22 protein-coding genes are annotated in these 23514 nt (G+C 70.7%); 13 read left to right on the top strand and 9 right to left on the bottom strand.

The genetic code is table 11. The features are described 5' to 3' along the window. Positions 1-57: 57 nt before the first annotated feature. From AB0B61_RS41415 to AB0B61_RS41400, 4 genes are all read left to right on the top strand, one after another. Positions 58-966 (top strand): sulfotransferase, encoded by a 909-nt coding sequence (locus AB0B61_RS41415; RefSeq protein ID WP_358444402.1) that lies wholly within the window; start codon positions 58-60, stop codon positions 964-966. Positions 967-1111: 145 nt separating this feature from the next. Further along, the gene (locus AB0B61_RS41410; RefSeq protein ID WP_358444399.1) at positions 1112-2032 is read left to right on the top strand and encodes a glycosyltransferase family A protein; all 921 of its coding nucleotides are present in this window, start codon (positions 1112-1114) and stop codon (positions 2030-2032) included. Beyond that, positions 2029-2343, top strand: a complete 315-nt coding sequence (locus AB0B61_RS41405) for a hypothetical protein (protein WP_358444396.1) — start codon at positions 2029-2031, stop codon at positions 2341-2343. Before AB0B61_RS41410 ends, AB0B61_RS41405 begins: the two co-directional genes overlap by 4 nt. A 40-nt stretch (positions 2344-2383) precedes the next feature. Continuing rightward, positions 2384-3178 carry a WecB/TagA/CpsF family glycosyltransferase gene (locus AB0B61_RS41400; protein ID WP_358444393.1) on the top strand — a complete coding sequence of 265 codons (795 nt, stop codon included), beginning with the start codon at positions 2384-2386 and terminating at the stop codon, positions 3176-3178. A gap of 313 nt (positions 3179-3491) precedes the next feature. Here the strand turns inward: AB0B61_RS41400 and AB0B61_RS41395 are convergent, their stop codons facing one another. The 6 genes from AB0B61_RS41395 to AB0B61_RS41370 are packed head-to-tail and all read right to left on the bottom strand — an operon-like array spanning position 3492 to position 10016. Then, complete coding sequence (locus tag AB0B61_RS41395) at positions 3492-4388, bottom strand: sulfotransferase (RefSeq protein ID WP_358444390.1); 897 nt, start codon at positions 4386-4388, stop codon at positions 3492-3494. 49 nt (positions 4389-4437) lie between these two features. Beyond that, positions 4438-5709, bottom strand: a complete 1272-nt coding sequence (locus AB0B61_RS41390; RefSeq protein WP_358444387.1) for a polysaccharide biosynthesis C-terminal domain-containing protein — start codon at positions 5707-5709, stop codon at positions 4438-4440. Next, the gene (locus tag AB0B61_RS41385) at positions 5697-6542 is read right to left on the bottom strand and encodes a sulfotransferase domain-containing protein (RefSeq protein WP_358444679.1); all 846 of its coding nucleotides are present in this window, start codon (positions 6540-6542) and stop codon (positions 5697-5699) included. Before AB0B61_RS41385 ends, AB0B61_RS41390 begins: the two co-directional genes overlap by 13 nt. 5 nt (positions 6543-6547) lie before the next feature. Then, a complete protein-coding gene (locus AB0B61_RS41380; protein WP_358444386.1) occupies positions 6548-7453 on the bottom strand; it encodes a hypothetical protein in 906 nt (301 codons plus the stop codon). Next, positions 7450-8727, bottom strand: coding sequence for a hypothetical protein (locus AB0B61_RS41375; protein WP_358444383.1), 1278 nt, complete (start codon positions 8725-8727; stop codon positions 7450-7452). Before AB0B61_RS41375 ends, AB0B61_RS41380 begins: the two co-directional genes overlap by 4 nt. Continuing rightward, a complete protein-coding gene (locus tag AB0B61_RS41370) occupies positions 8724-10016 on the bottom strand; it encodes a Wzz/FepE/Etk N-terminal domain-containing protein (protein WP_358444380.1) in 1293 nt (430 codons plus the stop codon). Before AB0B61_RS41370 ends, AB0B61_RS41375 begins: the two co-directional genes overlap by 4 nt. Positions 10017-10362: 346 nt before the next feature. On the opposite strand from AB0B61_RS41370, the gene AB0B61_RS41365 reads away from it, so the two are divergent. Next, positions 10363-11406, top strand: coding sequence for a hypothetical protein (locus AB0B61_RS41365; protein WP_358444377.1), 1044 nt, complete (start codon positions 10363-10365; stop codon positions 11404-11406). On the opposite strand, the gene AB0B61_RS41360 is transcribed toward AB0B61_RS41365, so the two are convergent. The 3 genes from AB0B61_RS41360 to AB0B61_RS41350 form a co-directional block, all read right to left on the bottom strand. Further along, entirely contained in the window at positions 11351-12232 is an 882-nt protein-coding gene (locus AB0B61_RS41360; protein WP_358444374.1) for a sulfite exporter TauE/SafE family protein, read from the bottom strand. The two genes, AB0B61_RS41365 and AB0B61_RS41360, sit on opposite strands and share 56 nt — an antisense overlap. Then, entirely contained in the window at positions 12229-13440 is a 1212-nt protein-coding gene (cysC, locus tag AB0B61_RS41355; RefSeq protein ID WP_358444371.1) for an adenylyl-sulfate kinase, read from the bottom strand. Before cysC ends, AB0B61_RS41360 begins: the two co-directional genes overlap by 4 nt. Before the next feature lie 344 nt (positions 13441-13784). After that, the gene (locus AB0B61_RS41350) at positions 13785-14501 is read right to left on the bottom strand and encodes a methyltransferase domain-containing protein (protein WP_358444368.1); all 717 of its coding nucleotides are present in this window, start codon (positions 14499-14501) and stop codon (positions 13785-13787) included. Between the two features lie 62 nt (positions 14502-14563). Between AB0B61_RS41350 and AB0B61_RS41345 the strand changes: the two genes are divergently transcribed. The 8 genes from AB0B61_RS41345 (at position 14564) to AB0B61_RS41310 (ending at position 23469) form a co-directional block, all read left to right on the top strand. After that, complete coding sequence (locus AB0B61_RS41345; RefSeq protein ID WP_358444365.1) at positions 14564-14968, top strand: signal peptidase I; 405 nt, start codon at positions 14564-14566, stop codon at positions 14966-14968. 120 nt (positions 14969-15088) lie between these two features. After that, positions 15089-18577, top strand: a complete 3489-nt coding sequence (gene mfd / locus AB0B61_RS41340) for a transcription-repair coupling factor (RefSeq protein ID WP_358444677.1) — start codon at positions 15089-15091, stop codon at positions 18575-18577. A 27-nt stretch (positions 18578-18604) separates the two neighbouring features. Then, positions 18605-19216, top strand: coding sequence for a SurA N-terminal domain-containing protein (locus AB0B61_RS41335; protein ID WP_358444362.1), 612 nt, complete (start codon positions 18605-18607; stop codon positions 19214-19216). A gap of 2 nt (positions 19217-19218) precedes the next feature. Then, positions 19219-20157 carry a MazG family protein gene (locus AB0B61_RS41330; RefSeq protein WP_358444359.1) on the top strand — a complete coding sequence of 313 codons (939 nt, stop codon included), beginning with the start codon at positions 19219-19221 and terminating at the stop codon, positions 20155-20157. Between the two features lie 42 nt (positions 20158-20199). Further along, positions 20200-21477: a phosphopyruvate hydratase gene (gene eno / locus AB0B61_RS41325; protein ID WP_358444356.1), complete on the top strand. Its 1278-nt coding sequence runs from the start codon at positions 20200-20202 to the stop codon at positions 21475-21477. 110 nt (positions 21478-21587) lie between these two features. Beyond that, on the top strand, positions 21588-21980 hold the full coding sequence (locus tag AB0B61_RS41320; protein WP_358444353.1) for a septum formation initiator family protein: 393 nt from the start codon (positions 21588-21590) through the stop codon (positions 21978-21980). Between the two features lie 65 nt (positions 21981-22045). Then, a complete protein-coding gene (locus AB0B61_RS41315) occupies positions 22046-22534 on the top strand; it encodes a DUF501 domain-containing protein (RefSeq protein ID WP_358444350.1) in 489 nt (162 codons plus the stop codon). Continuing rightward, entirely contained in the window at positions 22525-23469 is a 945-nt protein-coding gene (locus tag AB0B61_RS41310; protein WP_358444347.1) for a Ppx/GppA phosphatase family protein, read from the top strand. The genes AB0B61_RS41315 and AB0B61_RS41310 overlap by 10 nt, the downstream gene beginning before the upstream one ends. Positions 23470-23514: the final 45 nt, after the last annotated feature.

Below are 23514 nucleotides of genomic sequence, written 5' to 3'. Positions count from 1 at the left end.
TACTCTCCGCGCTAGCCTCTCCACGTTCCGTATCCGTGACGTGAAGGCCATTCCCCCGTGACGCACCGTTCGACCGCCTACCGGGTGGTCTACCTGGGCGGCCTCGGCCGTAGCGGCACCACGCTGCTCGAGAGACTGCTCGGCGAGATCCCCGGCGTGGCACCCCTCGGCGAGGTCGTACACCTCTGGGCCCGAGGCGTGCTGGCCGGCGAGCCATGCGGCTGTGGCGAGCCCTTCCCGGCCTGCGCGTTCTGGCGCCAGGTCGGCGAGACCGCGTTCGGCGGATGGACGCAGGCCCTGGCCGAACGCGTCCTCACCCTGCGGCACCGCGTCGACCGCACCCGCAGGATCCCCCGCATCGCCCACCCGGAGCTGGCGGAGTACGCCGGCACCTACCAGCGCCTCTACGAAGCCGCGGCCCAGACCGCCGGCGCCACGGTCGTGATCGACTCCGGCAAACACGCCTCCCTGGCCTTCTGCCTGGCGGCGGCCGGGGTGGACGTGCACGTGGTCCACGTGGTCAGGGACCCCCGGGCCGTCGCCCACTCCTGGCGCAAGACCGTCGAACGCCCCGAGGACGGCAACCCGATGACCCGCTGGGGCCCCGCCCGCACCGCCGCCCACTGGACGGCCCAGAACCTCGCCCTGGACCTCCTCGCCACTCGCGGGGTCCCGGTGACGAGACTCCGCTACGAGGACCTCCTGGCCGACCCAGCGGGCGCGCTGGCGACATTGGCCGACATCCTGGGCCTGGGCACGGCGCTGCCGTTCCTGACCGGCACGACCGCCCACCTGACCACCGCCCACACCGCCTCGGGCAACCCCATGCGCTTCACCGTCGGCCCGGTCGAACTGCGACGGGACGACTCGTGGCACTCCGGCCTCCCACGCCACCACCGGCGCCTGGTGACGGCACTCACCTGGCCGCTCAGGTCGCGGTACGGCTATGGGGAGGCGGCGGCATGATCGGGTCTCGTGCGGTCACGCCCCGTGCGGACGGATCTCGGGCGGCCGGGTCCCGGTTTGGTACGGCCCGGCCCCGGGCGGTCGGGTCTCGTGAATCGGTTGCCGACGCCGCGGCGTGGGCCGTACCTCTCGAAGTGGGGGTCGCATGAGTGCGTCCGTCGGCGTGGTGATCCCCACTCGGGGCGACCGGCCGGAACAGCTGCGGGCGGCCGCCCGAGCCGTCCTGACCCAGGACTACCCCGGCCGGATCTCGCTGGTCATCGTCGTCGACGGTGGCGATCCCGCCGCCGTCGCCGAGCAGATCGCCGATGTGGTGACGCCGGGCGCCGCCACGAACGCCCGCCACCGCGTGCTCGTCCTGCCCAACGCCCTCAGCGCCGGGCTGCCGGGCGCGCGCAACACCGGCATCTCCGCGTGCGACACCGATCTGATCGCCTTCTGCGACGACGACGACGTGTGGCTGCCGGGCAAGCTGGCCGCGCAGCAGCAGGCGATCGAGGAGGGCGCCGAGTTCGTCAGTTGCGGCATCGAGATCGAGTACGGCGTACGCCGGGTGCCGAGGCTCGCGGGCAGCGACACGGTCACGGCGGCCGACCTGGTGCGTTCGCGCATGGTGATGGTGCATTCGTCGACGTTCCTGTTCAAGCGTGGGGCCCTGTGGGTGGACGAGAGCGCCCCGGCCGGCCAGAACGAGGACTGGGACCTGGCCCTGCGCGCGGCCAAGCGGCATCCGATCGCGAACGTCGATCGCCCACTTGTACGTATCCGTTGGGGCAATTCCCACTATGTCGCCTGCTGGGCCGACCGCATCGCCGGGCTGGAGTGGATGCTCGCCCGGCACCCCGAACTGGCCGTGGATCCGCGCGGCGCGGCGCGGGTCTACGGCCAGCTCGCCTTCCACCACGCCGCGCTGGGCCGGCGTCGTGAGGCCGGTCGCTGGGCCCTGCGCACGTTCGCCGAGCGCATCGGCGAACCACGCGCCCCGATCGCCCTCGCCGTCGCCGCCGGGCTGATCTCCGCGCCAGCGGTGCTCGCCCTGCTCCACGATCGGGGGCACGGCATTTGAGCGTCGTCACGGCGGACCTGGTCGCCGCAGGCGTGGTCACGGCGGGTGTCGTTACGGCGGGTGTCGTTACGGCGGGTGTCGTTTCGACAGGCGCGGTTTCAGCGGACGCGGTCTCGGCGGACATGGTCACGGAGTACGTGGTCTCGGCGGGCGTCGTTACGGCGGGTGCCGTCACGGTGGGTGCGGTTACGGCAGGTGTCGTCATAGGGAGAGCCTGCGCGGGGTTCGGTGTGGGGAGTCCCGACGCGGGGCTCGTCACAGGGAGCCCCGACGTCGACCCCGCCACACGGGGTCCGGATACCGGGGCTTGACACGGGTGGGTTCACGGGGGCGTTGAGAGAGAGGCCGGGGATGGCTGGGGAGCAGGCGAGGCCGGTGCGGGTACTGGTCGGGGGCGTTGCCGTCGATCCACTGACCGAGCGCCAGGTCGTCGAGCACGTGGACGGTGAGCTGGGGGCTGGGAGGGGCGGGCGGATCGTGACGCCGAACGTCGACATCTGCCGCGCCGTCGCGAAAGACGTCAAACTCCGTCACCTCGTCAACTCCGCGGACCTCGTCGTGGCCGACGGGATGCCGCTGGTGTGGGCGTCGCGGCTGCTCGGCACGCCGATACCCGAGCGGGTCACCGGGGCCGACCTGATCTGGTCGCTGAGCAAGCTGGCCGCTCGCCGGGGCTGGCCCGTCTATCTCCTGGGTGGTCCGCCGGGGGTGGCCGTGTCCGCCGCCCATGAGCTCACCGCCTGCTATCCCGCGCTTCAGGTCTGTGGTGTGGACGCGCCGCCCTACCGGTTCGAGAGCGGTGATGGTGAGCGTGAGCGGGTGCGGCGGAAGGTCTTGGGGGCGGAGCCGAAGATGGTGTTCGTCGGGCTCGGGTTTCCGCGACAGGACCGGCTGATCGCACGGCTGAGCAAGGATCTGCCGGGGACGTGGTTCGTGGGGTGCGGTTCGGCGATCGCGTTCGCCGCCGGTACGGTGCCCAGGGCACCCGAGTGGATGCGGGGCGCGGGGCTGGAGTGGGCGTACCGGCTGGTGAGCGAGCCAGGTCGGCTGGCCAGGCGCTACCTGATCGACGACCTGCCGTTCGCGGCCCGGTTGCTGGGCGACTGCCTGAGAGCACGGGCCTCGTCGGGAAGCACCCGCGAGTAGGCCGGCTGCCGACGATCGCGCGCCTCCTCGAGGACCCGCCCAGGCTCGCTCAGGCCCGCCCAGATTCGCCTAGGCCCGCCTGGGCGTGCCCGGATTAGCCCAGGCCAGTCCAGCCCAGGCTTGTCTCCGGCTCTCCCGAGAACCTGTCCAGCCCGGATCCGCCCAGACTCGTCTCAGGCCCGCCCGGACCCGTTCAGACTCGTCCAGGCCGGTCCGGCCCAGGCTCGTCCCCGGCTCTGCCCAGACACGTTCAGACTCGTCCAGGCACGTAGCCCCGCAGACCCGTGCCCGTAGCCCGCAGACCCGTCCAGGCTCATCCAGCGGAGGTGAGCTCCCGTACTCGGGCCGCTTCCGCCCGTGTCAGGCCGAGGGTCGCCGTTTCGAGGGCGCGGCGTGAGTTCATGGGCCGGAAGGCTGTGCGTGACAGGCCCGACCAGGCGAAAGCGCTCCCTGTGCCCACGGGGGCCGTGCATGCGCGGGTGATGCGGCGCTCGGCCGCGGGTGACCAGGCGAGGCCCGCGTACGCGTACAGCTGCCGGAAGCCCGGGACCGGTGCGGCGGCCAGTTCGTCGTAGGAGGTCAGCAGGATGCCGGGGGTGCGGGCGAGGATCGCCTGCGTGACCCGCCACAGCGCCGCCGTCTTGGCGATGCGGTCCTGGGAGCCGACCAGGGCGCGGAGGTCCAGGAGTTCGGGGTGGTCGCGGACGAGCAGGGGCTGTTCGAGGAGTTCGTGGAAGTAGACGGTCCAGCCCAGGCGCTGCCAGCTGGCCACGAACGCCACTGGGTCCCGGGTCAGCGCGATCACCTTGCAGCCTAGGCGTGTGGCGAACCAGCCTGCCGAGAGCACCGCGAACGGGTCGTCGAGCAGGGCCTGCCGCCCCAGCAGGCGGCCGAGCGTGAAGGCCGTGCCGTAGCGGGTCATGCGGGCCAGATCGTACGGCGAGCGGTTGGTACGCAGTTCGGCCAGGTAGCGGTAGCGAAGTGCGACCGTGTCCCGGAAGGCGGGCAGCCAGTCGGCGGCGTTGTCATCGCAGATGTACTGGAAACGGTGGGTGACCTGGGCACGCAGGACGCCGGGACAGCGGCCGGGCGGATGCTGGGGGTTGAGCGGCTCGTTGACGTAGACGAGGTCGCCCCCGGCCGCCAGCATCTTGCCCGTCCAACTCGTGCCGCTCCTGGGCAGGCCCGTCACCAGGATGGGACCGCTCATGCCGCCGCCACCACCGAGGAGCGTGAGAAGGGCCGCGGGACGGGGCCGGTCATGCTGTGGTCCAGGAGCGGAAGCGGAGTGCCGGGAGGCTGTGGCGGCCGAAGGGGTGCAGGCCGTAGCGGTGGTGCAGTTGCCAGAGTGGGAGCAGGTTCTTGGCGATCATCCCGCCCGCCCAGCCGAGCACCGCGCCGAAGGCGCCGTGGGCCGGGATGAGCGCCACGTCCAGCGCGACCGTGCAGGCGATGGCCGTCACCAGGTTGAGCAGGCTGGCCGTGGTGTGTCCGGCGGCGGTCAGGACGACGTCGACCATGCCGCACGCGGTCGCCAGCATCATCGTGCCGGCCAGCACCAGCGCCACCGGCACGGCGGCGCCGTAACCCGGCCCGAACAGGCGCAGCAGCCACGGCGCCAGCGCGGCGTACCCGAGCCAGATCGGCCAGGTGAGCAGCACCAGCCAGATGGTCGCCGCCTGGTACAGCTCCCGCGCCCGCGCCAGCTCGCCGTCGGCCAGCGCCCTGACCAGGCGCGGTTGCACGGCCTGCGCCAGCCCCTGGTTGGCGAGCTGGCCGACGACCTTGAACCGGGTGGCGGCGGTGTAGACGGCCGCCTGCACCGGGCCGCCGAGCAGCGCGACGACCACGATGTCGAGCCGCTGGAACACCGCCTGGATGGCACCCGCCACCGAGCGCGGCGCGGTGTAAAGCCACAGGTCGCGGGCGGTGCCCGGCAGGTACGGCGTACGCGGCAGGCGTTCGCGCAGCTGGATCGCGGCGAGCAGCGCCACCGGCAGGTACGGCAGCGCCCACAAGAACGGCAGCCACTGCGGCCTGGCGGCGACGGCCGCCGCGGCGACGAGCAGGAGCTGGAGCACGGGCAACGCCATCCCGTCGAGCAGCACCGTGGGCCGCATGGCGCCGAAGCCGCGGGTGGCGGCCAGTACGAGGTCGGCGGCGACCATCACGGGCAGGGCCGCCGCCAGCAGGCCGAGTCGCGGGTAGAGGACCGCGCCGCAAGCGGTGGCGAGCAGGACCGCCGGAACGAGAGCTACCCGGATATATCCGGAAATGCCGTGGTAGTCGTAGGTCTTGGCGCGGGCGATGAAATAGATGAGGCCGTTGCCCGCGTCGAGCTTGGCCACGCCGGCCACCATGAGGGCCAGGGCGGTGGCGGTGAAGAAGGTGCCCGCCTGGTGCGCGGTGAACGCCCTGGTGACCACCACGACCAGCAGGAATTGGGCCCCCGCGCTGATGACGGCGCCGGTGATGCCCGCGATGCCGCCCCTGGCCACCTGACCAAGTGGCCCCGAGGTCAGCGACGCCACGACGGGTCACCGCCCAGCCAGCGGGCGAGCCGCGTGTCGTACACCTCGAAGTGGTCTGTGAGCCGCTGCCTGACCGAGCCGGGCAGGGGCCGGGGCAACGGTCGCCCGTTGTGGCGCTCGAACACCGGGTAACCCAGGTGGGGCAGGTCGAGGAAGTCCAGGACCCGGTCGTACGTGCGCTCCGGCTCGGCGAAGAAGCGGTGGCTGTCGAGGACCAGGACGCGTTCGCGGCCGAACAGCGGCTCCAGCCGGTCGAGTTGCTCCGCGTAGCGTCCGCGCGCCAGGTAGGCGTGGTGGCGGTGCGCGTGGTGGACGGCGTGGGGCCGCTCGCGGATGCTCCGCTCGGCGTCCGCCAGCCGTCGCTCCTCCAGCTCCAGGGCCCGCTCGAAGTCGGACTCGGTCTCGTAGCCCCTGGCCAGCTCGTGGGCGTGCGCGGAGCACGCCCGCTCGACCGGGTCGCGTACCAGCACGATGAGCTTGACCCCGGGCAGGTCGGCCGCGATGCGCTCCCCGGCCAGCGGATGGAACAGGTAGTAGGGCGACGACTCGAACGCCTGCGGCTGCGTGCCATGGCGGCGAGCGAGCCGCGCGGCGGCCGCCCGGAGCGGAAAGTGCCCCTGGTACCAGGACAGGCCGCGCCCGTAGTCGGCGTCGAAGTAGTGGACGCCCTTGTGCAGCACCGGTTTGAGCAGCAGCGGGTGCCGCGCCAGAGCCCGGTAGAGCGACGTGGTGCCGCACCGCTGCGCTCCGGCGATCAGGAACGACGGCAGCATCCGTACGCTCGACGTGAACCTCCCGGTGGTCCGGGAGACGGACAGGACCGACTGCTTCATCGTGTTCACGTCAGCGGCTCCTGGTGATCGACGAGGGGGTTGAGCCATGTGTCGGGAGGCCCGAGGGGTTCGTGGCCGTCGGCGGCGTGCCGGTCGGCCAGCGCGATGAGGTAGTGCAGGGTCGTCCGCCTGGCCTGCGCGGCCGACAGCCCGAGCGGGGCGAGCACGGGTACGGCCTGCGCCAGGCAGGCCCGCGCGGCCATGGGCGGGTCCATCCGCCGCAGCGCGCGCTGGAAGAAGTGGTGCACGGCGTCGAACCCGTAGGGCACGCCGACCGCGTAGCGCTCCCAGTCCCAGACGAGCAGCCGCCCGTCACCGGAAGGGGCGATGTTCCAGGGCGACAGGTCGCCGTGCCAGGCCGCTCCCTCGGGACCGCCGGTGCCCGCGATCTCCTTGACGGCCTCGGTGAGCAGGGCGGCGGGGACCCGGCCGCGCCTGATCGGCAGCGGCGACAGGGCCAGGACCGAGAACTCGCCCCACCGCCCGTGGCGGAGCACGGTCGGCGCGACGACCGTCTTGAGCGCCAAACCGCCCAGCTTCTTGAGCGTCGCGGCCTCGCCGTCGACCAGCTCGCGGGCGCGCGGCGTGTCGCCGATCTTCACGAAGGCCAGGCGGGAGCCCTCGCCGTACGCCTCCAGGATGGGCTTGCGGTTGGCCCGGCGGGCCGGCCGTACATGGAGGACGGTCTCGACGGGGACGCCGAGGATGTCGCTCAGGTACGTCTCGATCGAGCCCTCGACCGGCACCACGACCGGACGGCCCAGCAGCCCGTGCCATCGGCGCCGGGGCGTCAGGCGGCGCGGCAGCAGCCGGTGCGGCAGCACGCTGTAGGCGCGCGGCGAGCCGGGGCCGGGGTAGAGCGCCCGCACGGTCTGATCGAGGTAGCGCAGCCGCAGCTTCGCGTCGTTCACGCGGCCTCCCCGGTGTTACGCCACAGGAGGGCGAAGGAGATGAGGTAGAGGCTGAGCGGCGTGACCAGGCCGTCGTACACGAACATGTAGAGCAGCACGAGGATCATGACGAGCACCCCCGCGAGCCCGATCGGGCTGCGGTCGGGCCAGTGGCGCCGGATCGCGCCCAGGAAGAAGGCCACATAGAGCGCCGCGCCCACGAACCCCTGGGTGATGATCAGCAGCCAGAGCTGCCCGTCGCTGCCCAGCGGTGGATGGCCGCAGCCGCCGCACCACTCGGTCTTGCCGGTGGTGATCGTGCGGTGGTTGCCCATGGCGTTGCGGGTGTTGCCGTAGCCGATGATCGGCGAGTGCGTGGCCGCCGAGATGGTCGCCGACACGGTGAAGGCCCTGATGTCGTTGGAGTGCGGGTTGTCCAGGCGCTGGCCGACCAGCGAGGCGAGCGGGCTGAGCGCGAAGGCCAGCGTCGCCGCCACCGCCGTGGCGCACAGGGCCAGCCTCGTGCGTCCGCCGACCCGGACGATCAGGTAGAGCCCGGCCAGCCCGAGGCCGATCCAGAGGCCGCGGTTGAGCGAGTAGACGATCGGGATGGCGGCCACGGCGGTCAACGCGATGGCCACCGCCTTGCGACCGCCTCCGCCGTAGACCCACCAGCCGACCACGAACCAGATGAGCAGCACCGACACGTTGCTGCCCCACGCGTTGGCCCACTCGAACGGCGCCTCGGGGCGGGGCGAGGCGTAGCCGAGCACCTTCTGGGTCTGGGCGGCCGTGGGGTGGATGAGGTTCTGGACGAAGGCGTTGTCGCTGATCCACCCCGGCAGCACCATCTCCAGCGGCGAGGTGAACTCCAGCCGGGGGAAGAACACGCCGAGCAGCCCGCCCGCCACGGTCGTCACGAACAGCACCCCGAGCATCCGCACGAGCCTGAGCTGCGGCAGCTCCCGCTCGGTCAGGTTGCCCAGGTAGAGAACCATGATCAACAGCGCCACGTAGAGCGCGAACCGGATGAGGTAGCCGATGACCCGCCCGGCGTTGAACGCCCCGTACGTGTCGGGCGGCATGTCGGCCAGCATCAGCGCGCTCACCGCGTAACCGGCCAGCAGCAGCAGCCACAGCCCGAACCCGCGGGGCACCCGGATCGGCCGGCGCCGCCAGAGCACGACGGCCATGGGCACCGCCACGACGATCACCGACAGGCCGCCGAAGCCGAGCGCCCACCACACGGGATAGCCGAGGAGGAGCGCGCCGATCGGCCACGCCGGACCTCTCATGCCGAGGTGCCCGGCGGGCGGGGGAGCGAGGTCATGGGAGCCGCCTCGCCGGGCTCCAGCTCGCCGCTGGCGACCAGCTTGCCGAGCGGGTTGCCGTCGACCGGCTCGGGTCTCGGCGTCAGGTCCGTCGTGGTCACCACACCGATGATCGGTACGTTGTGCCTGCCCAGATGGCGCACGGCGGCGGCCACCTGCGTCGAGGTGGCCCGGCGGAGCCCCACCAGCAGCAGGGCCGCGTCGGCCCGGGCCAGGTCGCCCACGTCGGAGCCGGTCAGCAGCGACAGCGGGGCGGTGCCGGCCAGCGGCACGACCACCGGTGTCGCGCCGAGCTCCGCCGGGATGGCCCTGACCAGCAGCCGCTTGCCCGGGCAGGCGGCGATCACGGCCGAGGCCAGGTCGTACGGCACGCCTTGGCGGAGCGGGTCCGACAGGTCGCCGAGCACGGGCAGCCCGGTCAGCCGTTCGACGTCGGCGGCGCTGCGCAGCCGGGTGTCGAGCCGGTCGCGGGCGTAGGCGGTGGCCGTGCCGAGGAGCAGGCCGATCATGAGCCCGGTGCCGAGGTAGAGCGGCAGGCTGGGCGAGCTCGGCACGGTCGGCGGCGTGGCCTGGCTGATGACCGACCCGGGAGTGATGGCGACGGTCCGCAGCGCGTCGTACTTGAGCGTGAGGCTGTAGGCCTGCCGGTTGAGCACGCTCTGCCGGTGCGTGGCGATCGTGTGCTCGATGGTGCCCTTGCCCGCCAGGGCGAGCTCCTTGATCACGGCGTCGAGCGCGGTGTTGACCTGCTTGAGCTTGACCAGCATCGCCTTCTGCTGCGCGGTCATCGTCGCCTGCGCGCTCTCGGTGCGGTTGGCCAGGTACGCCTGCGCGTACGCCCGCGACTGGGCCGCCGCGACGGCGGGGTCGGCGGCGGTGACGGAGATCCACAGCACGGCCGAGTTGGGCGGCACCGAGACCTCGACGGGCTCGGGTGTGCTCGTTTTGAGCTCCTTGGCGGCCTTGTCCGCCACCACGGACGACTGGGCGATCTGCGCTTCGGTGTCGAGGTTGAGCGGCTCGCGCTGCCGGTTGGTCACTTGGTTGCTCTGGTCCTGTACGCCCACGGGCGCGACCAGGACCTGGGTGGTCGCGGTGTAGGCGGCCGGGGTGAACCGCAGCAGCGCCAGCCCCGCCGTGCCGCCGACCAGCAGGAACCCCAGGAACAGCAGCCAGCGCCTGCGCACCAGCGACAGATGGTCCGCCAGGTCGGTGCCGGGGCGGCGGCCCGGAAAGTCCGGCGACAGGCTCATTGGAGCGGATCTCCTTCGAGTGTGTGCGCGGTGTCGCCGATCGGCGACTGTGCGTCACAAGTCGCGGCGTCCGCCCACTATAGGCCGGACAGATATTACCCAGGTTGAATCCAGAAGATTTTCTCTGGTACGCCCAGCAATTCACCCCACGATAGCCCGAAATAATATGAAATTGAGGGCCGGTCGGATGCTTGCTGAGCTGGTGATACACCCGCTCCGGCTGAAGTTCTGGGAATGGCATGGCATGGTTCAGGTTTGATAGGACGGGGGTCCTTGTTGAAGGGGTTGAACGGCCTTGAACCGGTGGGGAATTTCTCATAAAGCGGTAAATATCAGCGTCAAAGGTGTGGCGCTGTTGGTCGTCGCCGTGCTCGCGGGCTGCTCAGCCGTGCAGGGTTCGGGGAGTCCGGCGCAGGTCGCCCAGCCGAGCGCCAGGCCGAACGTGGAGACCTCGCCGGCCTGCGCCGTCACCGCCAGGCTCATCCCGTCTTGTGGTGCCTGGTGGGGGATCGCCCCAGAGGTCTTCACCGGCACGGGCATCGAAAGGTCGCTCCACGGTGCGGAAAGCCGCGTCGGCGGCACCGCCGACGTGCTGCACGTCTATCACCGGGGCAAGGAGGAGTTCCCCACCAGCGAGGAGGTCGCGCTGGCCCGCGACCCGGTCCGGCCCAGGCTGCTGCTCATCAACTGGAAGCCGTCGCTCGACTACACCTGGGCGCAGATCGCCCGCGGCGCCATCGACCGCAGGATCGACCGGCTGGCCGACTACATCAGGCGCACCTTCCCCGAGCGGTTCTTCCTCACCCTCCACCACGAGCCGGAGAACGACGTCGACGCCGCCCCCGGCTCGGGCATGCAGGCCACGGACTACGCGGCCATGTACCGCCATGTCGTGCTCAGGCTGCGCGAGGAGGGCGTGAAGAACGCGGTCACGGTCATGACGTACATGGGCGCGCCCAACTGGGCGGCCAAGCCCTGGTTCGAGCAGCTCTATCCGGGTGACGACGTGGTCGACTGGGTGGCCCTCGACCCCTATGCCGACAGCCGGGTCCGCGACTTCGACGGCCTGGTCAACAAGACCCGGCCCGACTTCGACCAGTGGCCGGGGTTCTACCGGTGGATGCAGTGGCGCTTTCCCGGCAAGCCGGTCATGGTCGCGGAATGGGGCGTGTTCGAGCGGGCCGACGACCGTACGGCCAAGCGGTCGTTCTTCGAGTCGGTGCGTACGCAGATCCAGCGCTATCCGCAGATCAAGGCGCTGATCTACTTCGACTCGCCGCACGCGCCGCGCGGCGACACGAGCTTCGACTCCGATCCCGCCGCCGGGCGGGCGTTCAGCGAGCTCGCGCGAGATCCTTACTTTCACTCGACGCCCGTGCCGCGGCCCTGACGCGCCAGCGCCAGCCCACGACGGTCGCGACCGCGGCGCCCGCCAGCGCCCACACCGTCACCGTGTTGCTCACGTCGAGCAGTTTGAGCGCGGAGGCGAGCAGGACGATCCCGAGCAGCGCCCTGATGAGGCCGCCCGGCGCCCTGGAGGAGATCCGGGCGCCGAGGTAGACGCCCGGGATCGAGCCGATGAGCAGCGAGACCGTCAGAGTGAGCTGGAAGTCGCCGAAGAGCAGGTGGCCGAGCGCGGCCGAGGCGACGAGGGGCACCGCCTGCACCAGATCGGTGCCGACGAGCTGGTTGGCCTTGAGCGCCGGATAGAGGGCCAGCAGGGCCACGATGATCAGGGAACCCGAGCCGACCGAGGAGCTGCCGACGATGAGTCCGCCTACCGTACCGACCAGTACGGTCGGGATTGGGCGCACGACAATGTCGCGGGCGCTCGACGAGCCGCCCTTCCCGGCCAGGAACGTCTTGGCGACCAGGCCCGCGACGGCGAGCAGCAGCGCCACGCCGAGCGCGTACTTCACCGCGTCGCCGACCGCGAACGCGCGCGCGATGAACACCCCGCAGAACGCCGCCGGCACGGAGCCCGCGCAGAGCCAGCCGACCAGGCGCAGGTTGACGGTGCCCCGGCGCAGGTGGACCGCGCTGCCGACGGGTTTCATCACGGCGGAGGCGACCAGGTCGCTGGAGACCGCGGCCAGCGGCGGGACGTTGAAGAACAGCATCATCATCGGCGTCATGAGCGCGCCGCCGCCCATGCCGGTGAGCCCGACGACGATCGCGACCAGAAAGGACCCGGCGATCAGGGGGAAGTCGATCAACGAACCCAGCCTCCGCTCCGCAGCGCCCCCAGCACCTGGGTGACGGCCGCCTCGATAGAGATATGCGTCGTGTCGATGATCAGATCGGCGTCGTCCGGCTCCTCGTAGGGGTCGGAGACGCCGGTGAACTCGGGGATGAGCCCGGCGCGGGCCTTGGCGTACAGGCCCTTGCGGTCGCGGCGCTCGCACTCCTCCAGCGGGGTGGACACGTGCACGAGCAGGAAGTCGGCCCCGACCGACTCGACCATCTCGCGCACCTCCTCGCGGGTGGCCGCGTAGGGGGCGATGGGGGCGCAGATCGCCAGCCCGCCGTGCCGCGCGGCCTCGGCGGCGACGAACCCGATGCGCCGGATGTTGAGGTCGCGGTCGCTCTTGGAGAAGGTCAGGCCCTTGGACAGCAGGTGGCGGACCACGTCGCCGTCGAGGTAGGTGACCGGGCGGGTGCCCAGTTCGAGCAGCGAGTCGCGCAGGCCGCGGGCGATCGTGGACTTGCCGGAGCCGGACAGGCCGGTGAAGAAGACCACCAGCCCGCGCCGGTGCGGCGGTCCGGGGATGCGCACCGGCTCGGGGCCCGCCAGGTGCTCGGTCGCGCCGTAGGCGGTGGCGACGTGCTCGCGCAGCTCCAGGTCGATCTCGGGCTCCTCGCGCGGCGCCAGCGGCACCGAGACCACCAGGGTGCCCTCGGGCAGTTGCTCCTTGGCGCGTAGCGCGGCGCGTACGACGGCCGGGCCCGTCTCGCCGTACGAGAGGGGGAGCAGCACGATCACCGCGTCGAGCTCCTTGGCGGTGGCGACGATCTCGGTGAGGTCGTCGAGCGGTCCCCGCATGGTGACGGCGAGCGCGGCCCGGCCGTCGAGCTCTTCGCGTATCTGCGCCGGAGTACGGCGAAGCCGGGCGAACGGCCCGTGCTCCGGGGCGCCCAGGCCCTTGATCGGGCCGGAGGTCAGGCCGTCGGGCTCGCGCTCGGCGACGGTGAGCACGGCCAGCGGCACGCCCTCGGGATCGAGCAGTGTGACCTCGTCACCGGGAGCCGCTTCCGGCAGGTGGAGTGTGACGGGCGCCGGCCACGGGGTGCCGTCGGCGAGGGTGCCGCGCTCATGCACCGTGTGCAGGTCGTCATGCCCGAGGAACCCGCTCAGCGGCTGGAACGCGCCGGAGAGCAGCAACTCCAGGTCGGCCAGCTCGTACGCCCCTGGGGTCCACTCCACGGTCTGCCATCCCAACTATTCCGATTGACTTGGTAGGAAAGGAGTCTAGCCTTTGGTACAAGTGTGTCGCTAGTGCGGGGTTCCCGAGCCTTCGCCGGACATTCCGTTGTTCCACTCCTGCGACGGGGATGTCCCTTTATGGGAACCCGTGTCTCGGCGGGCCGTCGTCTTCCGCTCCCGCGATGGGGGGCGTTCCTCCACGGGGCATTGTCTGCTTCCGCTTCCCCGGAGGGGGCCTCTACGGGGACCTCAGTCACGATGGACCGTTTCTCTCGTCGCCCCCGGAAGGGTTTCTCTCCCAAGGACCCCGGCCACGACGGACCGTCACACGGGCCGAGACACGCCTAGATGAGTCGCGCGAAGTGGTTCTGCGGCTTTTTGATGACCATGGCGATCTCATCATGCGTGGACGGAAACCGGTCGCGGGTCAGCTTGGCCGTCAGCCTGACGGCCACGCGGCCGACACGCCCCATGGCCGGACCGCTGGTCGCCGTGTAGTCGTCGGTGATCATGAGCCCGCGCGTCAGGCAGAAGGTGTGGATCCCGTCGCGCGAGGTCACCGGCCCGTAGACGGCCGGGAGCGGACCCGGCGTGCCCGCCGACACCAGGTGCGGCCAGATCAGCCGCCGCAGCCACCACGGGGTGATCCGGTCGAGCAGACCGTAGGCGGATTTCCGGTCGCGCATACGCAGCAGGATGAGCCCGCCGGGGCGCAGCGCCTGCAGCAGCCGGTCGAAGACCAGCTCGGCGTGCTGGATGCGCTCGAGCAGGAACGACAGCTGGATCACGTCCACAGACCTCGGAGGCAGGGGGACGCAGCGCAGGTCGCCCAGTGACCACATGGCGAGGTCGGCTCGCTCGCCGACCACCCTCCTGATCGGGGGCAGGTCCTCGTCGACGCCGGTGGCCCTGGTGTCGATCCGGTCCAGGACCAGTGGCTCGTCGTGCGCGCATCCGGCGATGAGCACGTCGAGCCGCCTGCCGAGCCGTCCGGCCCACTGCTCGCGGATGCGCTGACCAAAGAGATCGCCCCTTGGGGCTACCGACCGCACCTCAGACATGTCACCCAGAGTAATCAATCGACGCCAATTAGTAAGCCATTTCCCTGCTAGCGTCCTGCGCCGTGAGCGATCTCGTGTACGTGGGCAACGCGAATGTCGACGCCGCGACGGACCATGGCTGGCTGCTGGGCCATTTCAAACCCTATGGCGACCCGAGGCACAGCGACGGGGTGGAGATCAAATGGGGCACCCACTCCCCGGGTGACGAACGCGCCGAGTGGGTGCGCGGCGAGGAGCGTACGGCGCTGCTCATCCTGATCTCGGGTCGCTTCCGCGTCGAACTACCGGGCAGGAGTGTCCTGCTCGCCGAGCAGGGCGACTACGTGGTCTGGGGCAAGGGCGTGGACCACTCCTGGCACGCGGAGGAGGAGTCGGTGGTCCTGACGGTCCGCTGGCCATCCGTCCCGGGCTACAAGGTCCCGCGGCCGGACACGGTCCTGGAGTCGGACGAGGTCCTGGAGCCGTAGAAGGTCCCGGAGCCGGACGAGGTCTCGGAGCCGGACGGGGGCGTGCGGTAGATGCGAATAGGCTTGTAGCACAACCCCCACGCCCGCCGGCTGGGGGTAATCGTCGTGGGGCTGTCGAAAATGAGTCTGTCCGGGCTGCTTGATCTTGTCGTCACCGATCCCAAGCTGACCGCCGCTCTCGAAGAGGGCGGCGACATCGCGCTGGTGGCGCCGTCCGCGCTGCGGCCGTTCGGGGTGGCCGCGCTGGCCGGGCACGATCAGCGGACCGTGCTGGCGATCACCGCCACCGGCCGCGAGGCGGAGGACCTGGCGAGCGCGCTGACCAGCCTGATGGAGCCCAGCACGGTGGCCGTCTTCCCCGCCTGGGAGACGCTGCCGCACGAGCGGCTCTCCCCGCGCAGCGACACCGTGGGGCAGCGGCTGGCCGTGCTCAGGAGGCTCGCGCACCCGGTGAAGGACGATCAGGCGGCCGGGCCGCTCAGCGTGGTGGTCGCGCCGGTCAGGGCGCTGCTCCAGCCGATCGTCAAGGGCTTGGGCGACCTGGAGCCGACCCGCCTGCGCGCGGGCGACGACGCCGACCTCGACGGGGTCGTACGGCGGCTGGTCGACAACGGCTACCACCGGGTCGACATGGTGGAGAAGCGGGGCGAGGTGGCGGTCCGCGGCGGCCTGCTCGACGTGTTCCCGCCGACCGAGGAGCATCCGCTGCGGCTGGAGTTCTGGGGCGACACGGTCGAGGAGATCCGCTGGTTCAAGGTGGCCGACCAGCGCTCGCTGGAGGCCGCCGACGGCGGCCTGTTCGCGCCGCCCTGCCGCGAGCTGCTGCTGACCACGGAGGTCAGGGAGCGGGCGCGCGAGCTGGGCCGGGAGCACCCGGCGCTGGCCGAGGTGCTCGACCAGCTCGCCGAGGGGACGCCGGTCGAGGGCATGGAGGCGTTCGCGCCCGTGCTGGCCGGGGAGATGGACCTGCTGCTCGACCACCTGCCCGGCAACGCCGCGGTGTTCGTCTGCGATCCCGAGCGGATCAGGGGCCGGGCCGAGGAGCTCGTCCGCACCTCGCAGGAGTTCCTGGAGGCGTCGTGGATCAACGCGGCGGCCGGCGGCGAGGCGCCGATCGACCTCGGGGCGGCGGCGTTCCGCTCGCTCGAGGACATCCGCGACCACGCCGACGTGCTGGGGCAGGCGTGGTGGACGATGGCGCCGTTCGGGGCCGGGATCGAGCTCGACGCGCAGGACTCCGAGGCCTACCGGGGCGACACCAGGAAGGCGCTCGAAGACGTCAAGGGCTATCTGGCCGAGGACAAGGCGGTCGTGCTGCTGAGTGAGGGGCACGGCCCGGCCGAGCGGATGGTCGAGGTCCTCAAGGGCGTGGACGTTCCCGCCCGGTTGGTGAAATATCTGGATAAGTCGCCAGAGGCGAAGGTCGTCCATGTGTCGACGGGGTTGATCGAGCACGGGTTCATCACCCCCAACCTGGCCGTGCTCACCCACCTCGACCTGGTCGGCCAGAAGGCGTCCACCAAGGACATGCGCCGCCTGCCCTCCCGCCGCCGCAACATGGTCGACCCGCTCCAGCTCAAGATCGGCGACAACGTGGTGCACGAGCAGCACGGCGTCGGCCGCTACATCGAGATGGTGCAGCGCACGGTCCAGGGCGCGACGCGCGAATACCTGGTCATCGAGTACGCCAAGGGCGACCGCCTCTACGTCCCCACGGACCAGCTGGACGAGGTCACCCGCTACGTCGGCGGCGAGGCCCCGACGCTCAACCGGATGGGCGGCGCCGACTGGGCCAAGGCCAAGACCAGGGCGAAGAAGGCGGTCAAGGAGATCGCGGGCGAGCTCATCCGCCTCTACTCCGCCCGCATGGCCTCGCCCGGTCACGCCTTCGCCGCCGACTCCCCGTGGCAGCGGGAGATGGAGGACGCTTTCCCGTACGTCGAGACCGGCGACCAGTTGGAGGCCATCGACGAGGTCAAGCGCGACATGGAGCGCGGCGTCCCGATGGACCGGCTGATCTGCGGCGACGTCGGCTACGGCAAGACCGAGATCGCGGTGCGGGCGGCGTTCAAGGCCCTCCAGGACGGCAAGCAGGTCGCCGTGCTGGTGCCGACGACGCTGCTGGTGCAGCAGCACATGTCGACGTTCACCGAGCGGTTCTCCAGCTTTCCCGTCTCGCTCAGGGCGGTCTCCCGCTTCCAGACCGACGGCGAGGTCAAGGGCACCCTGGAGGGCCTGCGCACCGGCGCCGTGGACCTGGTGATCGGCACCCACCGGCTGCTCAGCCCCGAGGTCCGGTTCAAGGACCTGGGACTGATCATCATCGACGAGGAGCAGCGGTTCGGCGTCGAGCACAAAGAGGCCATGAAGCACCTGCGTACCCAGGTCGACGTGCTGGCCATGTCGGCCACGCCGATCCCGCGCACGCTGGAGATGGGCCTGACCGGCATCAGGGAGATGTCGACCATCCTCACCCCGCCGGAGGAGCGGCACCCGATCCTCACCTTCGTCGGACCGTACGACGAGAAGCAGATCGGGGCCGCCATCAGGCGCGAGCTGATGCGCGACGGCCAGATCTTCTTCGTGCACAACCGGGTGGCCTCGATCAACCGGGTCGCCGCCCGGATCAGGGAGCTGGTGCCCGAGGCGCGCATCGCGGTGGCGCACGGGCAGATGAACGAGCACCAGCTGGAAAAGATCATGGTCGGCTTCTGGGAACGCGAGTACGACCTGCTGGTCTGCACCACGATCGTGGAGTCCGGGCTCGACGTGCCCAACGCCAACACGCTGATCGTCGACCGGGCGGACAACTACGGCCTCTCGCAGCTGCACCAGCTCAGGGGCCGCGTCGGGCGAGGCAGGGAGCGGGGTTACGCCTACTTCCTCTACCCGCCGGAGAAGCCGCTCACCGAGACCGCCCACGAGCGGCTGGCGACGATCTCGCAGCACACCGAGATGGGCGCGGGCATGTACGTCGCGATGAAGGACCTGGAGATCCGCGGCGCGGGCAACGTGCTCGGCGCCGAGCAGTCGGGCTTCATCGCGGGCGTCGGCTTCGACCTGTACGTCCGGCTCATGGCCGAGGCCGTGCAGGAACAGAAGGCCAAGCTGTCGGGCGCGGAGGTGACGGAGGAGCACCCCGACGTCAAGGTCGAGCTGCCGATCAACGCGCACATCCCGCACGACTACGTCACCTCCGAACGTCTGCGCCTGGAGGCGTACAAGCGGATCGCCACCATCTCGGCCGAGATCCACATCGACGAGGTACGCGCCGAGCTGACGGACAGATACGGCAAGCCGCCCGTAGAGGTGGAGAACCTCCTGGCCGTCGCCCGCTTCCGCATCAGCGCCCGCCAGGCCGGGCTCACCGATGTCACACTGCAGGGCCAGAACATCAAGTTCGGTCCGGTCCGGCTGCGGGAGTCGCAGCAGGTACGCCTCGACCGCCTGTACAAGAAGGCCATCTACAAGCAGGCGGCGGAGACGCTGCTGGTGCCCGCGCCGAAGACCAAACCCCTGGGCGGGCAGCCGTTGCGCGACCTCGACCTGCTCAAATGGTGCGGTGACCTGGTCGAGGCCATGTTCTTGGAGCCCGCGAGGGTAAGCTAGCCGCGGTTTTGTCGGGAAAGGACGCACGTGAAGTCGATTCGAGTGGCTGTGGCCGCTGCCGTGGTGGGTGTCGCGCTGACCGCCTGCTCCTCGCCTATGGAGGCCGGAGCCGCGGCCGTCGTGGGCAGTGAGCGGATCTCGTCGCGCGATCTGAACAAGAACGTCCAGGAGTACGAGGCCGCGCTGCGGAAGGTCAACATCGAGCCGTCGCAGCTCGGTGTGTCGGTCAACCAGTTCGTTCTGTCCAGGATGGCGGAGCAGAGCCGGCAGCAGCAGCTGGCCGACAAGTTCGGCGTACAGGTCAGCGACTCGGAGATCGACGCCGCGGCCCAGGACAAGGGCGAGCAGCAGTCGGCCGAGATGAACCTGCTGTCCAAGGCCGTCGCCCCGGCCAACCCGCGCGGTTACCTGCGGGCCATGATCGGCGTGAACAAGGTGCTGGAGAAGCTCGGCGGGCCGCAGAACCAGCAGGCCGTGGAGAAGTTCAAGGCCGCCTACAACGCGATCGCCCCGGTCTTCAGCCCGCGCTACGGCTCGATCAGTCAGCAGGGCTTCGTCGACGCCGGCCGGTTCGGCAAGCCGTCGGCGACCACGGAAGAGGCCGGCCAGGCCCAGCAACAGCAGCAGTCGCAGGGCTAGCCGTGCCGCTGATCGTCGTCACCACCTCACCGCGGGTCGCGCCGGGTCTGCTGAGCCACCAGGCGTGGCAGGCGTTCGGCTCGGGCCGCGTGCTGACCGGGTCCGCGGATCATCCGCAACTGCCCTACCTGGCCGAGGCCGGGGTCGAGGTGGCCGTCGTCACGCCTGTTCCCGCCGAGCTGGCGCGGCGGGCGGTGACGGAGACGGTGGTCTGGCTGGCCGCCGAGGACTCCGAGGACTTCATGCGGGCGGTCGGCCACGCGGCCGTCGTGATGGCCGAGCCGCCGCTGATCGAGGTGGTGCCGGGCTCCTACGACCTGCCGGGCGCGCGGGTGCTCGACCTGGTCGCGGTGATGGAGCGGCTGCGTACCGAGTGCCCGTGGGATCGCAAGCAGACGCACGAGACCTTGGTCCCGTACCTGCTCGAAGAGGCCTACGAGGTGCTGGAGACGATCGAGCAGGGCGACTACCCGGCGTTGCGCGAGGAGCTGGGCGACCTGCTGCTGCAGGTGGTCTTCCACGCGCGGGTGGCCGACGGGTTCGACATGGACGACGTGGCCGAGGGCATCGTCGAGAAGCTGGTGCGGCGGCATCCGCACGTGTTCGGCTCGGTGCGGGCGGAGACGGCCGACGAGGTGAACGACAACTGGGAGGCGATCAAGGCGGCCGAGCGGGCGGCGAAGGACGAGCGTCCGTCGGTGCTCGACGGGGTGCCGATGGGGCAGCCCGCGCTGTCGCTGGCCGCCCAGCTGGTGCGCCGCGCCGAGCGCGGCGGCGCCCCCGACGGGCTGGCCGCCGCGATCTCGCAGGGGGTGGGGCGCGAGCTGTTCGACCTCGTACGCCGTGCTCAGGAGGCGGGAGTCGACGCCGAAGCCGAGCTCCGCGCCGCCGCCCGCGCCTACCGTGACCGCGTGCTCCGCTGGGAGTCGGAGCACCGATAGGCTCTGAAGGCATATTGCCTTTCGATTTAGGAGCGCAAACCCGTGGCTACCATCGAGGTCGTATACGCGCGCGAGATCCTCGACTCCCGGGGCAACCCGACCGTCGAGGTCGAGGTGATCCTCGACGACGGCGGCAGGGGGCGCGCGGCGGTGCCCAGCGGCGCGTCGACCGGCCAGTTCGAGGCCGTGGAGCTGCGTGACGGAGACGAGCGCTACGGCGGCAAGGGCGTGGAGAAGGCCGTGCTCGCCGTCACCGACGAGATCTTCGAAGAGATCAACGGCATCGAGGCCGAGGACCAGCGGATCATCGACCAGATCATGATCGATCTGGACGGGACGCCCAACAAGGCCAAGCTGGGCGCCAACGCCATCCTGGGCGTCTCGCTGGCCGTGGCCAAGGCCGCCGCCGACAGCGCCGACCTGCCGCTGTTCCGTTACCTGGGCGGCCCCAACGCCCATCTGCTGCCCGTGCCGATGATGAACATCCTCAACGGCGGCGCCCACGCCGACACCAACGTCGACATCCAGGAGTTCATGATCGCGCCGATCGGCGCGAGCACGTTCCGCGAGGCCGTGCGCATGGGCACCGAGGTCTACCACGCGCTCAAGGGCGTGCTGAAGGAGAAGGGCTACGCCACGGGGCTGGGCGACGAGGGCGGCTTCGCGCCCAACCTGCCGTCCAACCGCGACGCCCTCGACCTGATCCTGGTCGCCATCGAGCGGGCCGGTTACACGCCGGGCGACGACGTCGCGCTGGCGCTCGACGTGGCCGCCTCCGAGTTCCACAAGGACGGCGTCTACACGATCGACGGCAAGGGCGTGTCGGCCCAGGAGCTCATCGCCTTCTACGCGGACCTGGTCGACAACTACCCGCTCGTCTCGATCGAGGACCCGCTCGACGAGGAGGACTGGGCCGGCTGGAAGGCCATCACCGAGGCCATCGGCGACAAGGTCCAGCTGGTCGGCGACGACCTGTTCGTGACCAACCCGGAGCGGCTCGGCCGCGGCATCGCCGAGGGCACCGCCAACGCGCTGCTGGTCAAGGTCAACCAGATCGGCACCCTGTCCGAGACCCTCGACGCGGTCGACCTGGCCCACCGCAGCGGCTACCGCTGCATGATGAGCCACCGTTCCGGCGAGACCGAGGACACGACGATCGCCGACCTGGCCGTGGCGGTCAACTGCGGTCAGATCAAGACCGGCGCCCCCGCCCGCTCGGACCGGGTGGCCAAGTACAACCAGCTCCTGCGCATCGAGGAAATTCTCGACGACGCCGCTCGCTACGCGGGTCGCGCGGCTTTTCCGCGTTTCCAGCGCTAGTTTCGGGTACGGCTCGCGGCATGGCGGGTATGCCGCGAGCCGGTCAGAAGGGTGCAAATAGCACCATCCGCTAAGTTCGGCTACTGAACTGGACACGGAGGTGTGAACCATTGGCGAAGAGGCCACAGCTGACCGGGCGGGCCGCCATCCTGGCGATCGTGGTGTGCGCGATCGCGATGAGCCTGGCCTACCCTGTACGCGAGTACATCGCGCAGCGCCGCGGCATCGCGGAGCTGCGGGCGGAGAAGGCGCGGGTCGAGGCCGACCGCCAGGTGCTGGCCGAGCAGGCCGAGCAGATCCGCGATCCCAACTGGATCAAGCGGACGGCCAAGGAGCGGCTGCACTACTGCGGGCCGGGCGAGAAGTGCTACGTGGTCATGGACGCCAAGCCGGACAAGACCACGACGACGGTCAAGCAGCCCGCCGCGACGCCGCCGTGGTACCAAACGCTGTGGGAATCGGTCGAAGCCGCCGACACGGGCCAGGGCCGCAAGGCCGGATGAGCACCGGCTCGGGCCACAACCGCGCACCGGCGCGGGGAGCGTCGGCGGCGTGTGAGGGGAGAGCGTTGGACAGCAGAGACGTCGACGCGGTGCAGCGACAGCTGGGCCGCCCGCCGAGAGGGCTGCGCGAGGTGGCGCACCGCTGCCCGTGCGGCAACCCCGACGTGGTGGAGACCGCGCCGCGGCTGCCCGACGGCTCGCCGTTCCCCACGCTCTACTACCTGACCTGTCCCAAGGCGGCCTCGGCGATCGGCACGCTCGAAGGCTCGGGGCTGATGCGCGAGATGCAGGCCAGGCTGGCCACCGATCCGGAGCTGGCCGCCGCCTACCAGGCCGCGCACGACGACTACGTGGCCAGGCGCGACAAGGCGGCGCAGGAGCAGGGCACGGAGCCGCTGCCGCGTGACATGCAGAGCACCGGCGGCATGCCGCTGCGGGTGAAGTGCCTGCACGCGCTCGTCGCGCACGAGCTGGCCGTGCCAGGATCCAACCCGTTCGGCCGGGAGGCGCTGGATGCCCTCCCCGAGTGGTGGAGTGACGGACCATGCGTGTAGCCGCCGTTGACTGCGGCACCAACTCCGTACGCCTGCTGATCGCCGACGTCGGCGACAACGACCTCACCGAGATCGAGCGGCGGATGGAGATCGTACGTCTGGGCGAGGGGGTCGACCAGACGGGACGGCTGGCTCCCGAGGCGCTGGAGCGGACGTTCGCCGCGATGCGGACCTACCGCAAGCTCATCGACCAGCACGGCGCCACGGCGACCCGGGTGGTGGCGACCAGCGCGACGCGCGACGCCGCCAACAGGCAGGAGTTCGTCGACGGGGTGCGCGAGATCTTCGGGGTGGAGCCCGAGGTGGTGACGGGCGCGGAGGAGGCCGAGCTGTCGTTCGTCGGCGCGACCAGGGGGCTGGTCCGGCTGTCGCGGGAGACCGGGGTGCCGCAGGGGCCGCTCCCGCCCTACCTGGTCGTCGACATCGGGGGCGGCTCGACCGAGTTCGTGGTCGGCTCCGAGCACGTCATCGGCGCGCTGTCGGTCGACATCGGCTGCGTACGCCTGACGGAGCGGCACCTGCGCGACGCGGGCGATCCGCCGTCGGCGCGGGCGCTGGAGGCCGTGGTGGCCGACATCGAGGCCGCGCTCGACCGGGTCGCCGAGGCGGTGCCCGTCCACGAGGCGCACACGCTGGTGGGTCTGGCCGGCTCCGTCACGACCGTGGCGGGCATCGCGCTCGAGCTGCCCGCCTACGATTCGGAGCGGATCCATCACTCGCGGATGACCGCCCAGCAGGTCCACGAGGTCACGCGACGGCTGCTCGCGATGACCCATAGTGAGCGTTCACAGATTCCAGTGATGCACCCAGGTCGCGTTGACGTGATTGGCGTGGGTGCCCTGATTCTGGACCGCATCGTGCGGCGTTTCGAGTTTCCGCAGGTCGTCGTAAGTGAACACGACATCCTCGACGGAATCGCCTACTCCATGGCCTGATTTTTCCGTCGAAAATCGGACAATTCTGGGATTCGGCTGTGTTGA

The sequence above is a fragment of the Nonomuraea sp. NPDC049158 genome (genome assembly GCF_040648335.1).
Classification (GTDB): Bacteria; Actinomycetota; Actinomycetes; order Streptosporangiales; family Streptosporangiaceae; genus Nonomuraea.
The sequence above is the reverse complement of the archived record's forward strand: the minus strand, read 5'-3'. Positions and strand labels throughout refer to the sequence as shown.

What these genes read in the sequence shown, in the direction of transcription:
- AB0B61_RS41410 (WP_358444399.1), top strand. Translation starts at nt 1,112, where the DNA reads ATGAGTGCGTCCGTCGGCGTGGTGATCCCCACTCGGGGCGACCGGCCG.
- AB0B61_RS41400 (WP_358444393.1), top strand. Translation starts at nt 2,384, where the DNA reads ATGGCTGGGGAGCAGGCGAGGCCGGTGCGGGTACTGGTCGGGGGCGTT.
- AB0B61_RS41395 (WP_358444390.1), bottom strand. Translation starts at nt 4,388, where the DNA reads ATGAGCGGTCCCATCCTGGTGACGGGCCTGCCCAGGAGCGGCACGAGT.
- AB0B61_RS41385 (WP_358444679.1), bottom strand. Translation starts at nt 6,542, where the DNA reads ATGAAGCAGTCGGTCCTGTCCGTCTCCCGGACCACCGGGAGGTTCACG.
- AB0B61_RS41375 (WP_358444383.1), bottom strand. Translation starts at nt 8,727, where the DNA reads ATGAGAGGTCCGGCGTGGCCGATCGGCGCGCTCCTCCTCGGCTATCCC.
- AB0B61_RS41370 (WP_358444380.1), bottom strand. Translation starts at nt 10,016, where the DNA reads ATGAGCCTGTCGCCGGACTTTCCGGGCCGCCGCCCCGGCACCGACCTG.
- AB0B61_RS41350 (WP_358444368.1), bottom strand. Translation starts at nt 14,501, where the DNA reads ATGTCTGAGGTGCGGTCGGTAGCCCCAAGGGGCGATCTCTTTGGTCAG.
- mfd (WP_358444677.1), top strand. Translation starts at nt 15,089, where the DNA reads ATGAGTCTGTCCGGGCTGCTTGATCTTGTCGTCACCGATCCCAAGCTG.
- AB0B61_RS41310 (WP_358444347.1), top strand. Translation starts at nt 22,525, where the DNA reads ATGCGTGTAGCCGCCGTTGACTGCGGCACCAACTCCGTACGCCTGCTG.